Source organism: Actinoplanes sp. NPDC051861, assembly GCF_040681145.1.
Classification (GTDB): domain Bacteria; phylum Actinomycetota; class Actinomycetes; order Mycobacteriales; family Micromonosporaceae; genus Actinoplanes.
Genome location: NZ_JBFAYE010000009.1, coordinates 60,434 through 74,761, shown reverse-complemented (window position 1 = coordinate 74,761; position 14,328 = coordinate 60,434). Strand labels below are relative to the sequence as shown.

The following is a 14,328-nucleotide window of genomic DNA, read 5'->3' as shown; positions in this document are numbered from 1 at the left end:
TCCAGACTGGAATGGCCGTAGGAGGCCCAGGACAGCCCGAGGATCGGGCGGCCGCTCAGCCGAACGGTCGAGGAACAGCCGGTCAGGCCCGCTTGCCGGGGCGCTGCGGGTAGGACGGCGACGGAAGAACGATGGTGGCGTCCACGGACTCCTCCTGGGGCGCGCTCTTCGGCGCCCGGCCGGCCGGGTGGACAGCCGCCCGGGACTTGACCCCGGACCCGTTGCGCTCGGCCGAGAAGCCGTTGGTCTGCCGCGGCTGCGGCCGCAGGACCTGCGTCTTCTCCGCGTTGTCGGACAGGCTCCCGCGGATCGGCTGCGACTTGCCGGTCGCCACCGGCTCGGTCGTGCCGGACGAGTCCTGCTCGTCGTCGTCGGACCGCGACCGCCGGCGCAGCCAGTAGTCCAGGATGATCGTCGAAGCGGTGGTCACCAGCACGCCGAGACCGGCGGCCACGATGAGCACCCGCTTGCGCATGCCGGTGTCCTGCAGCGGCGCGCTGCCGTCGTTGATCACCAGCGTCGAGATGGTGTCCTCTTCGAGAGCACCGTACTGCTTCTGCTTGGACGCGATGTCGTCCTGCAGCAGCTTGATGACCCGCTGCACGGTCGCGGTGGCCTGCTGCTCGCTGTCACCGATCACCTCGATCTCGAAGAGCGGGGTCCGCTCACTGAGCACGACGGTGACGCTGTCGGACAGGCCCTCCTTGTCGAGCTTCTCGATGTTCGTCGGGTCGGTCACGGTGATGGCGGCGGCATTGCCCAGCGCGGCGTATCCCAGGTCCAGCCAGGGGTTGGCCGGCTTGGGCTTGGCCTTGGGGTCGGGCTGCTTGCCGGCGCTGGGCGCCGGGATCAACTGCATGTAGCCCATGGCCTTGTAGTCGGGCGCCACCGATTTGGCGGCAAGCACCACCGCACCAACCGTGACCAGCAGCATCGGCACGGCGAAGTACCACCGGCGGAGCAGCAGCCTGGTGAGGTCCCAGAGGTCCACGGTTTCCCTCTCATCAACTCCGGTTGCGGTGACGACCCTTCCCGACTCTAAGGCCGGTCGTCCATCCACCACCGATCTTAGGCATCTGTCCGACCGGACCGTATCGGTGGCCACTCAGTCACGTGTCCGAAAACTGACATGGGCTTTCGCCGATGTCAATGGCTGGTGATGACCCCCGTCAATTCGGACCAAAAGCCACCAAGTAACATCCAGCATCTCCCCCCAAACTGGATCATGGTACTGAAAGGGGCAAACCCGTTTTGCCCGTCAAGAACCACTCCTGATTAAACGGATGACCCGGCGCCGCCCGGTCAGCCGGTTGCTCCCGCCTCGCCCGATCCGACAGTGTCTTTCAGAGTCCGGTGCTGGAACAAAGGAGACGGACACCACAATGGCCGGAAAACCGCACGTCACGATCCTCATCGCCAATCTTCCGGCGGAGCGGGATCGCCGGGTAATCCGGGAATGTCTGACTTTGGAGGAAAAAGGCTTCGAAGTCACCGTCATCGCTCCCCGCGGCGACAAGAGCCTCCGCGTCCTGCCGGGCAGCCGGAACACTCGCCTCAAGCCGTACCCGGTCAAGGTCTACGGCAGCGGCGTGCTCACCTTCGCGGTCGAGTTCGGCTGGTCCTTCCTCTGCATCGCGATCCGCCTGATCGGCGAGGTCCTCGCCGGCCGCGCCCACGCCGTCCAGGTCTGCAACCCGCCCGACGTCTACTGGCCCCTCGCGCTGCTGCTGCGCGCGATCGGCCGGCCCTGGGTCTTCGACCACCACGACCTGTGCCCCGAGGTCTACATCTCGCGGGGCGGCGGCGAGCCCAACAAGTGGGTGCTGCGGGTCCTCAACGCGATGGAGTGGCTGACGCTGCGGACGGCCACCGAGGTGGTCGCCACCAACCAGTCGTTCAAGGACAACGCGGTACGCAAGGGCGTGCAGCCGGACAGGGTGACCGTCGTCCGCAACGGCCCCTCGCTCAAGGAGATCGCCGTCGACGGCGACCCGGAGGAGACCGCCGCGCCGGACGGCCACCTGCGCGTCGTCTACCTGGGCGTCTTCGGCCCGCAGGACAACGTCGAGGGCGTCGTGCTCGCCGCCGACGAACTGGTCCGGCTCCGCGGGCGCGGCGGCTGGAAGGTGGTCCTGGCCGGCGACGGCGAGAGCATGCCCTCAGTGAAGGCCCTGGTGGCCGAGAAGGGCCTGGAGGACGTGGTCGAGCTCACCGGCTGGCTGGACGGCCCGTCCGTCGACTCGGTGCTGCGCGAGGCCACCGTCGCCATCCAGCCCGACCTGCCGACCCGGATGAACCAGCTCTCCACGATGGCCAAGACCGTCGAGTACGTGGGCCGGGGCCTGCCGGTGGTCGCCGCCGACGGCATCGAGACCCGCCGCACGCTCGGCGACGCCGGCGCGTACGTGCCGAACGGCACACCCGAGGAGTTCGCCACCGTGCTGAACGAGCTGCTCGACGACCCGGAGCGGCGCCGGCAGATGCGCAAGCTCGGCCGCGACCGGTTCCTGAGCCTGCTCTCCTGGGAGCACCAGTCCGGCCCGTACGCCGCGGTCTTCCAGCGGCTGCTCGCCAAGCGGCTGCCCGCGCAGCCCCGCATCCCGCGCCAGCGAACGAGCTCCGACGAGACCACCCGGGCGGATCAGGCGTGACCAGCATCGTCATCGCGGCACACAACGAGGCCGCGGTCATCGGCCGCTGCCTGGACGCGCTCCTGGACGACGCGAAGCCGGGCGAGTTCGACATCACCGTGGTCGCCAACGGCTGCACCGACGACACCGTCAAGATCGCCGGTGCCCGGCCCGGGGTGCGCGTCCTGGACCTGGCCCGGCCCGGCAAGGCGAACGCGCTCAACGCCGGCGACGAGGTCGCGATCGGCTTCCCGCGCGTCTACCTGGACGCCGACATCGTGCTGACCACCGCCGCGGCCCGCGCGCTGACCGAGGCCCTGGAGACCGCGCCCGCCGCCACGGTCGGCCGCAAACTGGTGCTCACCGGGCGCCCGCTGCTGGTCAAGGCGTACTTCGCGGTGCACGGCCGGCTGCCGGTCTTCCGCGACGGGCTGTTCGGCCGTGGCGTGGTGGCGCTCTCCGAGGAGGGACGCTCCCGGTTCGGGACCTTCCCGGAACTCGTCGCCGACGATCTCTTCCTCGACTCCCAGTTCGAGACCGCCGAGAAGAAGCACGTCACGTCGTACTCCGCTCGTGTCGCCACCCCGCGCCGCACCGGAGATCTGGTCCGCCGCCTGATCCGGGTCCGCGGCGGCAACGCCGCCATGCGCGCCGCGGCCGCACGCGGCGAGGTCACCGTGCCGGTCCGCCCCGCCGCCCGGATGTCCTGGCTGCGCGACGTGGTGCTGCCCAAGCCCTGGCTGGCACCCGCCGCCGTCGCCTACGTCGGCATCACCGTCTACGCCGGCATGGCCGCGAAACGCACCGGCGCCACCTCAACCTGGGGACGCGACGAGTCCTCCCGGACCGAACCCGCCGCGAGGCGATAGGAAGTCATGCAGAACGGCGACATCATCAACATCTGCTTCCACGGCATCGGCACGCCGCAGCGCGAGCTGGAGCCGGGCGAGGACCGCTACTGGATCTCCGAGGACCTGTTCCACGCGGTCCTCGACGAGATCCGCGCCTGGCCGAACGTCCGCATCAGCTTCGACGACGGCAACACCTCCGACGTCGAGATCGGCCTGCCGGCGCTGGTGGAACGCGGCCTCACCGCCGACTTCTTCGTGCTCTCCTCACGCCTGGAGTCCGCCGGCAGCCTGGACGCCGAGGCCGTCCGCCTCCTGCACCGCAGCGGCATGCGCATCGGCACCCACGGCATGTGGCACCGCCCCTGGCGCGGCATGACCGACACCGAGGCCCACGACGAGTTGGTCCTGGCCCGCGACCGCCTCTCCGACGTGGCCGGCGTCCCCGTCGACCAGGCCGCCTGCCCCCTGGGCCGCTACGACCGCGAACTTCTCACCCGCATGCGCCGCCTGGGCTACACCCGCGTCTTCACCAGCGACCGCCGCAAGGCCCGCTCCGACGCCTGGCTACAGCCCCGCTACAGCCTGCGCCGCGAGGACACAGTGGACTCCCTGCGCGCCGAGGCCCTGGTCGGCCCGGGCGTCCTAACCCGCCTCAAACTGGAGGCAGTAGGCGCCGTCAAACGCTTGCGCTGAGCGTCTGGTCACTCTTTCTCAGATTTACGCGCAATCGTGCTCTGTGGCCACACATAACCCGCGACACCCTGCCCACGCACGGCCGCAACGCGCCTTGCGCGCCCAGTCAGTGGTCCCGCGAAACTCACAGACTTTGGGCGCCGAAGCCGGTCAGGACCGGTCTCGGCGCCCAAGGTCTGTTCTGCTGCTATCGCTCGGTGGGGGCTTCGATGAGCCTGCCGTCGGAGGTGATGCCTACGCCGTGCAGGAACGGGGTGTCGCCGCCGCGGGTGCGGGTCAGCTCCACCCGGTACTGCGCGTAGCGTGACCCGCCCTTGACGGCCCCACCCTGCGTCACCGCGCTCCAGTCACTCCAGGTCGCGTCGGGCGTCGAGGTGCTGCCCGTGCGGACGAAGAGTCGCACCGTCGCGCCCGCCGGGACCGACGCCTGGTAGCTGAGCCGGTCCCAGCGGACCATCTGCTGAGCGTCCAGCACCCGCGACACGTGGCTGCCGGAGCGGGCGCTGCCGGCCAGCCGCAACCCGTCGTCGGTGACCGTCGTGCGCTTCTCCACGCCGGTCCTCAGCTGCGGCGCCGTGTGGTCGGCGACGCCCACCGCCGCGGAGACGAACGTCGCGGGCGGCTTGGAGAGCGCCGGCCACGTCGTGACGTTCCCCGCCGGGTCCACGCTCCGCACCCGGTAGTGATAGGTGGTGTTCGGCTGGAGACGGGTCACCACCGCGCTGTGCCGGGTGCCGCCACGGTCGGCGGGCCACGACGCGAGGGTGTCGGGAGACGCTCCGACCAGCAGTGTCGCCGCGGCGGACTCGGTCGTGCGCCACTCCACCTCGGCGGTGCCGTCCGGGCGCGCCGTGACCGCGATCGCGGAGGTGCCGGGTGCGCTCCGGTCCGCGGCGGCCGCCGGCTCGCCGGCGGCCAGGCGGCCGGTCGCCGCGGTGGACTCCGACGCCGTCGCCGACGAGGAGACCGCCAGGGCCGTTCCTCCGTAACCGGCCACGTAGGCGCCCGGTGCGGCAGTGAACATCGCGTACTCGACGCCCTTGATCGTGCTCCGGGTGAACGGCACCGCGGTGCCGCCCCGGGTCAGCGTCGTCAGCGTGCGCCCGGCCGGCCCGGCGGTCGGCACCATGCCGGTCAGGCCGTTGGCGCCGGTGCCCACGTTGACCGAGAACGACAGGTTGTTCCCGGACCAGGCGAGGTTCGAGTACGACGACGCGTTCCGGCCGTCCACCCAGGTCAGCAGCTGCTGGCCGCTGATCACCGGTACGCCGCGGCTCTGCGCCGAGGCCAGCACCTGGTCACTGTCGTAGGTGGTGGCGTAGTCGGTGTGCATGTTCGCCGTGAACGCACCGTAGTAACCGGTCGCGCCCAGAGCCGCGTCCAGCAGGGCGTTCGTCGTGAACGGGTAGCTCTGGCCCGACTCGTCGGTCATCTGCGTCGCCGCCTGGTAGACGTCGATCAGGCCGCCGTTCACGTCCGCGAAGCGCATCGGCATCCCGGAGCCGGTCATGAAGCCGGGCCGGTCCGCGACCCACTCCCCCGGCCAGTAGTAGTAGTTGGTGTCGAGCCGGATGCCGTTGGACAGCGCCACCGACGCCTGGCTGGACCAGTCCGACCAGACGATGCAGTGCGTACGGTTGGTGACCGGCGACCGCACCGAGTTGTACTTGGCCCGCCACGTCGCGAGCTGCCCGGAGTACGTGTTGGCCAGCGACGCCGGCGTGTAGTCGGCGCAGTTCGTGTTGACGTGCAGGCCCACCTCGAACCCGCGCGACTGGTACGACGCCGCCTGCGTGTTGCTCAGCGCCGTGTCCGGGAAGATGTACGAGCTGAACCTCGGGCACTGCCACTCGTCCACCACGCACCCGGCCGGGCTGTTCGCCAGGTACTGGTCGAACCGGCCCGCCGTGCCACCGGTGGCGTGGTCGTCACCGGTCGCCACGACGACCGCCTTGAGGCTGCGCGGGAAGTACCAGAACTTCGGCAGCGGCTTGCGGTCGAGGTTCATCGTCCCGATCAGGTTCGCGAGGAGGCGCTGCTGCTCGTCGGCCTGCGGCACGGCGACCTTGGTGAGGTCGACCCAGTCGGTGGCGCTACCGCCGAAGTAGAGGTCGTTGGAGCGGATCGGCGGCCGGTTGTCCCGGTTCTGCTGCTGCCACGCCGGGTTTCCCTGACGGGTGTAGACCAGCGACCGCGGCAGGTCGAAGGTGAACGCCGCCGCCTGGCCGCCCGCGGTGCCGACGTCGACCAGGGTCAGCGCCGGGTTGGTGGTGGCCGTCGTGCCGTTGGAGTACAGCGTGGCGACCGCCCGCGCCCCGGCCAGGGTGTACCGGTCGGCGGTGCCGTGGTACTGGATGGTCTGCCCGGTGATGCCCGCGCCCGGCGCCGTCGCCGTGTCCACCCGCAGGTATCCCTCGGCGAGGGTGCCGGTGGTCGAGGTCAGGCCGAGCAGACCGGCGAGCTGCTTGTCCGGCCGGAACGTCACCAGGTTGCCGCCGCCGGTGACCCAGGTCGTGAACATGGTGACCTGGGCCGCCGTCAGCGGTGTCGAGCCGAGCAGGACCACGTCGTACTGGCCGAGCACGGCCGGGGTGACCGCGGAGAGGTCCACGGTCGCGAACTCGTTGAGACCCTCGGCGCGCAGCACCTCGGCGGCGAAACTCGTGAACCCGCTGGCGCCGGAGACCGCCGACTTGATCACGAGCACCGGGCCGCCCGGTCCCTGGTCCGGTGGCGGCGGTGGCGGTGCCGCGGTCGTGAACGACCAGGTCACCGGTGCCATCACGTTGCCCGAGGAGTCCCGGGCGCCGCTGACCGTCGCGGTGTAGGCGGTCGAGGTGGCGAGCGCGGCGGACGGGGCGAACGACGCCGTCATGGTGCCCGCGTCGTAGGTGAGGCCACCGGCGACGGCACCGGACGGGCCGGTCAGGCTGATCGTGGCCGCGGAGACCGGCTCGCTGAAGCTCGCGGTGACCGGGGCGGTCGTCGACACTCCGGTCGCGCCGGCCGAGGGCGCCCGCGCCGTCAGCGTCGGTGCGACCGTGTCCACGGCGCTGCTGTCGAACACCACGTCGACCCAGTAGTTCGTGGCCTGGTACGTGCTGCTCGGGAAGCCGCTCGCGCCGTACCGGTACACGCCGTTGCCGCCGTCGGTGCCGTTGGCCAGAGCGGTCAGCGGTCCACGGGTCACCGCGGAGCCGAACCCGTTGGCGGTGACCGAGTAGAAGCCGGTGTCGGTGTGGTACGACGCCACGTACGTCGTGTTCGCCGTCACCGGGACCGGGCCGGGCAGCGTCATGGTCTGCCAGCCCGACGCGCTCTCGCCGCTGAACGTCACGGTCGCCAGCCGGGTGCCGGTGTTGGTCCAGAGCGACCCGGTGTGCGTCCCGGTGTTGCGGCTGCCCTTGTAGAACTTGAGGCCGGTGACGTACCCGGCCGTCCCGGTCCGGAACCGCACGCCGAGTTCCACCGCCGAGTTGTCGCTGACGGTCACGGTTGCCGGTGTCGCGGTGGCCGCCCAGATCGAGCACGGGCATCCGGACCCGGAGGACGTCCCGGTGGTGAACGACCACGACACCGGTGTCATGACATTTCCGGAACCGTCCCGGGCGCCGGAAACTGTTGCCGTGTACGTCGTCGATGCCGCGAGCGGCGCGGACGGCGTGAACGTCAGCGTCCGGCTACCCGCGTCGTACGCCGTCGTCCCGGTCACCGAGGGGATCGAGAGCGCGGTGGACGACACCGCCTCACTGAAGACAGCACTGATCGCGTTACCCACCGGCACACCGGTCGCACCGGCAGCGGGGCTGGTCCCGGTGACCGCCGGCGGCGTGGTGTCCGCCGTGCTGGTCGTGAACACCACGTCCACCCAGTAGTTGGTGGCCTGCCACGAGTCCGTCGGGAAGCCACCGCCGTATCTGTAGATGCCGTTCGGCCCGTCCACCCCGTCACGCAGCGCGTGCAGCGGCTCGTTGTCCACCCCCGCCGACGCGAAGCCGGCGGTGTCCGAGGAGTACCGGCCGTTGGGTGCGAAGTAGGAGGCGATGTAGGTGGTGCCGGCGCTGACCGGGATCGGGCTGGCGAAGGTCGCCGTCTGCCAGCCGGTCGTGGTCTCCCCGGTGAACGTGACCGAGCCCAGGTTCGCGCCGGCCGAGGTCCACAGGTTGCCGACGTGCGTGCCGGAGTTGCCGGAACCCTTGTAGAACCGGATCCCGGTGATCTGGCCGGCGACGTCCGAGCGGAACTTGACACCCAGCTCGACGGCCGAGTTGTCGGTGTCGGCGGCCACGGCCGGCACCGCTGTGGCGGGGAAGATCGTGCACGGGCAGGTCGCGGCCGACGCCGTCGTCGGCGGGGTGACGGCGAGCACCGCCGCGACCAGCGTCAGGCACAACAGGAACGAACGGATTCTTGGAAGTGGCATGCGCGGTCCTCAGCTGCCCGTGGTGAACACGACGTCCACCCAGTAGTTGGTCGACTCCCAGGAGTCGGTGGGGAAACCACCGCCGGTCCCGTAGCGGTAGACGCCGTTGCCGCCGTCCACCCCGGCGCGAAGCGCGTGCAGCGGCCCGTTGTCGACGCCGGCGCTCGCGAAGAAGCTGTGGTCGGCCGCGTACCGGCCGACCGGCGCGTAGTAGGACACGACGTAGGTGGTGCCGGCCGTGACCGCCACCGGCGACGCGAAGGCCACCTGCTGCCAGCCGGTCGACGTCTCCGAGCCGAAGGTCACGCTGGCCAGGAGCTGACCGCTGCTGGACCACAGCTTGCCGACGTGCGTGCCGGTGTTGCCGGAGCCCTTGTAGAACCGCACCCCGGTGACCAGGCCGGAGACGTCGGCGCGGAACTTCATGCCGAGTTCGACCGCCGAGTTGTCGGTGTCGGCGGGCGTGCCCGGCACCGCCGACGCCGGCCACACCGAGCACGGGCAGTTCGGCCCGCTGGACACCGCCGCCGTGGTGAACGTCCAGGAAGCATTTGCCATGACATTTCCGGAGGTGTCTCTTGCACCGGACACTGTGGCCGTGTACGTGGTCGACGCCGCCAAGGCAGCGGCCGGCGTGAACGTGACCCGCGACGCCGCGGAGTCGAACGCCACCGAGCCGGCGACCGAACCCGACGGCCCGGTCAGCGAGACGGCCGCGCTCCCCGACACCACCGGCTCACTGAAGGTGGCGGTGACGGCCGATCCCGTCGCCACCCCGGTCGCCCCGGCCGCCGGGGTACGCGCACTGACCGTCGGAGCCGTCGTGTCCGGCGAACCCCCGTCGGTCGTGAACACCACGTCCACCCAGTAGTTCGCCGACTCCCACGCCAGCGTCGGGAACCCACTGCCGAACCGGTAGACGCCGTTCGCGCCATCCACCCCGTCCCGCAACGCGTGCAATGGCCCACTATCGACACCATTATTCGCGAAATACCCAACATCTCCGGCGTATCGGCCGACGGGAGCGTAGTACGACGCCACGTAGGTCGCGCCCGGGGTCAGCGTCACCGGCGTGGACAGGTTGGCCTGCTGCCAGCCCGTCGACGTCTCGTTGGTGAACGTCACGCTGGCCAGCTGAGTGCCGGTGGCGCTCCACAGCTTGCCGACGTGCGTACCGGTGTTGCCCGGCCCCTTGTAGAAGCGCAGCGCGGTCACCCGGCCGGCCACGTCCGACCGGAACTTCACGCCGATCTCGGTGCCCGAGGTGTCCGGGTCGATCGTCGTGGGCGCCTCGTCCGGCGTCCACAGGCTGCACGGGCAGGCGCGCTGCCCGACCGTGATCGACCGGGTCGTGGCCGTGCCGATGCGGGCGCTGTCGTCGATCGCCCGCGCACGGATCTCCACCGTGCCGGTGACCGTCGGCGTGAACGCGTACGTCCAGGTCCCCCGCCCGGTGGCGGGCCGCCAGGTCGTGCCGCCGTCGATCGAGACCTCGACTCCGCCGACCACGCCGCCGACGTCGGCCGCGGTGCCGGTGGCGGTGACCCGCGCACCCGCCGACACGATCGCCCCGGCCGCGGGCGAGGTGATCGCCGTGGTGGGCGCCGTGGTGTCGGTGGACGCCGTGGCCGCGGTCAGGCCCGACTGGATCGTGGCCGGCTGCGCGCCCATGTCCGCGAACAGGTTCACCGTCGCCTGGCGCATCGGCGTGCTCGCCGCGCCGGAGCCGCGGTCGTGGTTGCTGTCCAGGCCCCACGACCACTGCACGGTGCCGGCGCCGAAGACCAGCGCGCCGCTGGCCGCGCGGTACAGCGTCAGGTTGTGGGTGGCGCTGCCGCTGACGTACGTCGAACCGTTGTCGGTGAGGATCTCCACACCGCTGGCGTTCGTGGTGGAGAGGCGGATCAGCCCCTGCGGTCGCGCGGCGTTGACCAGGTCCTCGTCCCACTCGTAGCCGAGCGTGCCGGTGCCGAGGGAGGCGGTGGCGCCCGCGGCCTGTGTCGCCACGGTCGTGCCCCGCCACAGTCGCATCTTGCCGTCGGCCGCCGGGACCTGCAGGCTCACCGTCCCGGAGTTGACCTCGAACGCCGTACCGGTGAGCCCGTTCTCCGGCCGCCCGCCGTTCTTGGGCGGGCTGAACCGCGGGTCACGCCAGGTGCCGGTCCACTCGCTGCTCGGGTCGATCGTCGCGTTCGCGTGGGTCTCCTTGTAGCAGACCAGGGTCCGGTACGGCGTACCCGAACCGTCCACACTGGTCTCCCAGCGGGTCTTCCAGAACACCTCGTTGCCGCTGAAGAACGCCAGGTGCACACCCGCGTCCCGGGCCGCCTCGACGTTCGCCCGCTGCTGGCCCGACCAGTACTCGTCGTGCCCCACGGACAGGAACGCCTTGTGGTTGCGCAGCAGGGCGCCGCGCCGATCGGTGTCGACGCCGGAGAGGTAGCTGACGTCGTACCCGTTGGCCTCCAGGAACCGCACCATCGGGTACTCGGCGTTGAAGACCGCGTCCTCCGGCCCGGTGCCGCGGGTCGTCACCGGCCGGTTGTAGCTCACCTTGTACGCGCGCCCCGCCGGCGACCCGACGTACAGGCTGTTCCCGCCGTACGTGTTGTACGCCTGCCAGGTCGTGTCCGACGTCTGGAACACCAGGTCCGAGCGGCTCGCGTCGTCGCGCACCACGAAGACGACGTGGCTGGCGCCGCTGGTGCCGTCGGTGCGCACGAGCCGGGCGAAGTAGATGCCGGAGACCGCGGTGGACGGCACCGGCCAGGACGCGGAGACCGCCCAGTTCCCGCAGTCGACCAGCCCGGTCGTCGGGTCCGACACGCAGTCCGGCTGGTTCTGCTGCCCCACCGGGTTCACCGTCGTGATGAGCCGCGCGCCGTTGCCGCCGTAGTAGCCCATCCGGTAGATGTCCAGCCGGTACGACGCGGCCGACGAGTCCACCTTGAAGCGGACGGTCTCGCCGACGTTGACGCTCATCTCGGTGGTGAAGCCCTGCAGCGCGGCGCTGCCGGAACCGGTGACGTCCCACGTGGTCCGGGGCGTGCCCGTCTTGGTGTTCTCACAGGCGACCGGGTTCACGACCGGCGCGCACGGGTCGGCCGACGCGGCGGACGGCACGAACAAGGCCGCCACGACGAGGAGCAGGACGAAGAGAGTTCGGCGCCCAAACATGACGTGATCCTGCTGATCGTGATCCCCGCAGCCAATCGGCAAACCGACATCGATTCGCCCCGCGAGGTTTTCGATCCTGTCGGCGGATACGGTCCAGAGCTGACCTGATCCATCCGGTCGCCGAACGGCCGGTACACACCGTCCTTTCGGAGGTACGAAACGGCCGCGCCGCACCGGGGTGCCGGTTTCCGACAGTCGGCTCGGCCGACCGGGCGTACCGGCCGTGCGGGCGGGACGGCAGGATGATCCCCGTGATGCAATCCGAGACCGTGGCGGTTGTCGCCGTCACCTACAACAGCGAGCGGTTGCTCCCGGATCTGATCGCCTCGCTCGCCCCGGGCCTCGAGGGCGTCGGCTGGCACCTGACGATCGCCGACAACGCCTCGGCGGACGACTCGGTGGGCGCGGTACGCCGTCTGGCGCCGGACGCCACCGTGGTCGAGATGGGACGCAACGCCGGGTACGCCGCGGGCATCAACGCCGCCGTCGCCAAGGCCGGTCCGTTCACCGCCGTCCTCGTGCTCAACCCCGACGTCCGCCTCACCCCCGGCTGCATCCGCACCCTGCTCGGCGTGCTGCGCAAGGAGGGCACCGGCATCGCCGTCCCGCTGCTGGTCGACGGCGACGGCGACCTCATCCACACGATGCGCCGCGAGCCGGCCGCCCGCCGCGTCCTCGGCGACGCCTTCCTGGGCGCCGTCCGGGCCGGCCGCGTCGCCGCGCTCGGCGAGATGGTCACCGACGAGAGCCGGTACGCGAACGAGACCGTCACCGACTGGGCCGAGGGTTCGACCGTCCTGATCAGCGCCGAGTGCTGGGAGCGCGTCGCGCCCTGGGACGAGTCCTTCTTCCTCTACTCCGAGGAGACCGACTTCGCCCTGCGCGCCCGCGACGCCGGCCTGGTCACCCGCTTCTCCCCCGCCGCCAAGGCGATCCACCTGGAGGGCGACTCCAAGGTCTCGCCTGCCCTCTGGACGCTGCTGACCCTCAACAAGGTCCGCCTCTACGGCCGCCGCCACAACCGGGTGCTCACCGCCGGCTTCTGGGCGTCCCTGCTGCTGCGTGAGGCGAGCCGGGCCGCACTGGGCAAGGTTCCCAGCAGGATGGCCACGCGGGCCCTGCTGAGCCCGTCCAGGCTGCGCGAGCTGCCCGGCCCGGAAACCGTCCAGCGCGACGCGGCATCCCTGAAGTCCTGACCGAAAAGGGCCACCCCGGCGGGGTGGCCCTTCTCGTGCGGGTCAGGGACGGCCGAGCGCCCGGTACTCCCAGCCGGCGGCGCGCCACCGGACCGGGTCGAGCGCGTGGCGGCCGTCGACGATCTTGGGCTGGGTGACCACCGCGGCCATCGCCGGCGGCTCGATCTCGCGGAACTCGTTCCACTCGGTGAGCAGCACGACCACGTCCGCGCCGCGAGCGGCGTCCAGGGCGCTCGTGCCGTATTCCAGCTCGGGATGCACCCGCCGCGCGTTGTCCATCGCGGCCGGGTCGAAGACCACCACGTCCGCGCCCATCGTGCGCAGGGTCGCGGCCACGTCCAGCGCCGGTGCGTCGCGGATGTCGTCGGAGTTCGGCTTGAAGGCCGCGCCCAGCGCCGCGATCCGCTTCCCGCTGACGTCGCCGTCGCAGAGTTCGACGACCAGGTCGACGGTGCGGGCGCGGCGGCGGCGGTTGATGCCGTCGATCTCGCGGAGGAAGCCGACGGCCTGGCCGACGCCGAGCTCCTCGGCGCGGTGGGCGAAGGCGCGGATGTCCTTGGGCAGGCAGCCGCCGCCGAAGCCGAGACCGGGCCGCAGGAACTTGCCGCCGATCCGTTCGTCGTAGGCGAGCGCCTCGGCCAGGTCGTGCACGTCGGCGCCGGTGACCTCGCAGATCTCGGCCATCGCGTTGATGTAGGAGATCTTGGTGGCGAGGAACGAGTTGGCGGCGACCTTGACCAGCTCGGCCGTCTGCAGGTCGGTGACCTTCACCGGGACGCCCTGGGCGAGCACCGGGCGGAACGCGGCGCGCAGCTGCTCCTCGGCCCACGCGGAGGTGACGCCGAAGACCATCCGGTCGGGCTTCATCGTGTCGTCGACGGCGAAGCCCTCGCGCAGGAACTCCGGGTTCCAGGCCAGCTCGATGTCGTCACCGGCCGGCGCCAGCTCACGGACACGCTTCGCGAGGCGCGCGGCGGTGCCCACCGGCACGGTGGATTTCCCCACCACCAAGGCACGGCGACGAAGATGTACGGCGAGCGAGTCCACGGCCGAGTCGACGTACGTCAGGTCGGCCGCCTCGGAGCCGGGCTTCTGCGGTGTCCCGACGCAGATGAAGTGCACGTCGCCGAACGCCGCCGCCTCTTCGAAGCTCGTGGTGAACCGCAGCCGCCCCGACTCGAGGGCCTTGGTGAGCAGCTCCGGCAGGCCCGGCTCGAAGAACGGGACCTCGCCCGAGTTGAGCCGGTCGATCTTCTCCGGGTCGACGTCGACTCCCACGACGTCGTAGCCCATCACGGCCATGCAGATAGCGTGGGTGGCACCGAGATATCCGGTGCCGATGACGGTGAGTTTCATTC

Annotated in this window: 8 protein-coding genes; 4 read left to right on the top strand and 4 right to left on the bottom strand. The window is 70.9% G+C overall.

Annotated elements, in window-relative coordinates:
- Nucleotides 1-82: 82 nt before the first annotated feature.
- The gene (locus tag AB0M02_RS23970; RefSeq protein WP_364230135.1) at nt 83-991 is read right to left on the bottom strand and encodes a hypothetical protein; all 909 of its coding nucleotides are present in this window, start codon (nt 989-991) and stop codon (nt 83-85) included.
- 391 nt (nt 992-1,382) lie between these two features.
- Between AB0M02_RS23970 and AB0M02_RS23965 the strand changes: the two genes are divergently transcribed.
- From AB0M02_RS23965 to AB0M02_RS23955, 3 genes are read left to right on the top strand one after another with little or no spacing between them, the layout of a single operon-like run.
- A complete protein-coding gene (locus AB0M02_RS23965) occupies nt 1,383-2,651 on the top strand; it encodes a glycosyltransferase family 4 protein (RefSeq protein WP_364230133.1) in 1,269 nt (422 codons plus the stop codon).
- Nucleotides 2,648-3,499, top strand: a complete 852-nt coding sequence (locus AB0M02_RS23960) for a glycosyltransferase (protein ID WP_364230131.1) — start codon at nt 2,648-2,650, stop codon at nt 3,497-3,499. The genes AB0M02_RS23965 and AB0M02_RS23960 overlap by 4 nt, the downstream gene beginning before the upstream one ends.
- 6 nt (nt 3,500-3,505) lie before the next feature.
- Complete coding sequence (locus AB0M02_RS23955) at nt 3,506-4,174, top strand: polysaccharide deacetylase family protein (protein WP_364230129.1); 669 nt, start codon at nt 3,506-3,508, stop codon at nt 4,172-4,174.
- A gap of 187 nt (nt 4,175-4,361) precedes the next feature.
- Here AB0M02_RS23955 and AB0M02_RS23950 read toward each other — a convergent pair whose 3' ends face one another.
- Together AB0M02_RS23950 and AB0M02_RS23945 are read right to left on the bottom strand one after the other, a co-directional pair.
- Nucleotides 4,362-8,597, bottom strand: a complete 4,236-nt coding sequence (locus AB0M02_RS23950; RefSeq protein WP_364230127.1) for a DUF4082 domain-containing protein — start codon at nt 8,595-8,597, stop codon at nt 4,362-4,364.
- Nucleotides 8,598-8,606: 9 nt separating this feature from the next.
- The gene (locus AB0M02_RS23945) at nt 8,607-11,774 is read right to left on the bottom strand and encodes a N,N-dimethylformamidase beta subunit family domain-containing protein (RefSeq protein ID WP_364230125.1); all 3,168 of its coding nucleotides are present in this window, start codon (nt 11,772-11,774) and stop codon (nt 8,607-8,609) included.
- 254 nt (nt 11,775-12,028) lie between these two features.
- Here AB0M02_RS23945 and AB0M02_RS23940 point away from each other — a divergent pair, with 254 nt between their 5' ends.
- On the top strand, nt 12,029-12,970 hold the full coding sequence (locus AB0M02_RS23940; protein ID WP_364230559.1) for a glycosyltransferase family 2 protein: 942 nt from the start codon (nt 12,029-12,031) through the stop codon (nt 12,968-12,970).
- 42 nt (nt 12,971-13,012) lie between these two features.
- On the opposite strand, the gene AB0M02_RS23935 is transcribed toward AB0M02_RS23940, so the two are convergent.
- The gene (locus AB0M02_RS23935; protein ID WP_364230123.1) at nt 13,013-14,326 is read right to left on the bottom strand and encodes a UDP-glucose/GDP-mannose dehydrogenase family protein; all 1,314 of its coding nucleotides are present in this window, start codon (nt 14,324-14,326) and stop codon (nt 13,013-13,015) included.
- Nucleotides 14,327-14,328 lie beyond the last annotated feature (2 nt).

Excerpts from the sequence above, each read along its gene's own strand:
- AB0M02_RS23955 (WP_364230129.1), top strand. The coding sequence starts at position 3,506 with ATGCAGAACGGCGACATCATCAACATCTGCTTCCACGGCATCGGCACG.
- AB0M02_RS23935 (WP_364230123.1), bottom strand. The coding sequence starts at position 14,326 with ATGAAACTCACCGTCATCGGCACCGGATATCTCGGTGCCACCCACGCT.
- AB0M02_RS23950 (WP_364230127.1), bottom strand. The coding sequence starts at position 8,597 with ATGCCACTTCCAAGAATCCGTTCGTTCCTGTTGTGCCTGACGCTGGTC.
- AB0M02_RS23965 (WP_364230133.1), top strand. The coding sequence starts at position 1,383 with ATGGCCGGAAAACCGCACGTCACGATCCTCATCGCCAATCTTCCGGCG.
- AB0M02_RS23940 (WP_364230559.1), top strand. The coding sequence starts at position 12,029 with ATGCAATCCGAGACCGTGGCGGTTGTCGCCGTCACCTACAACAGCGAG.
- AB0M02_RS23945 (WP_364230125.1), bottom strand. The coding sequence starts at position 11,774 with ATGTTTGGGCGCCGAACTCTCTTCGTCCTGCTCCTCGTCGTGGCGGCC.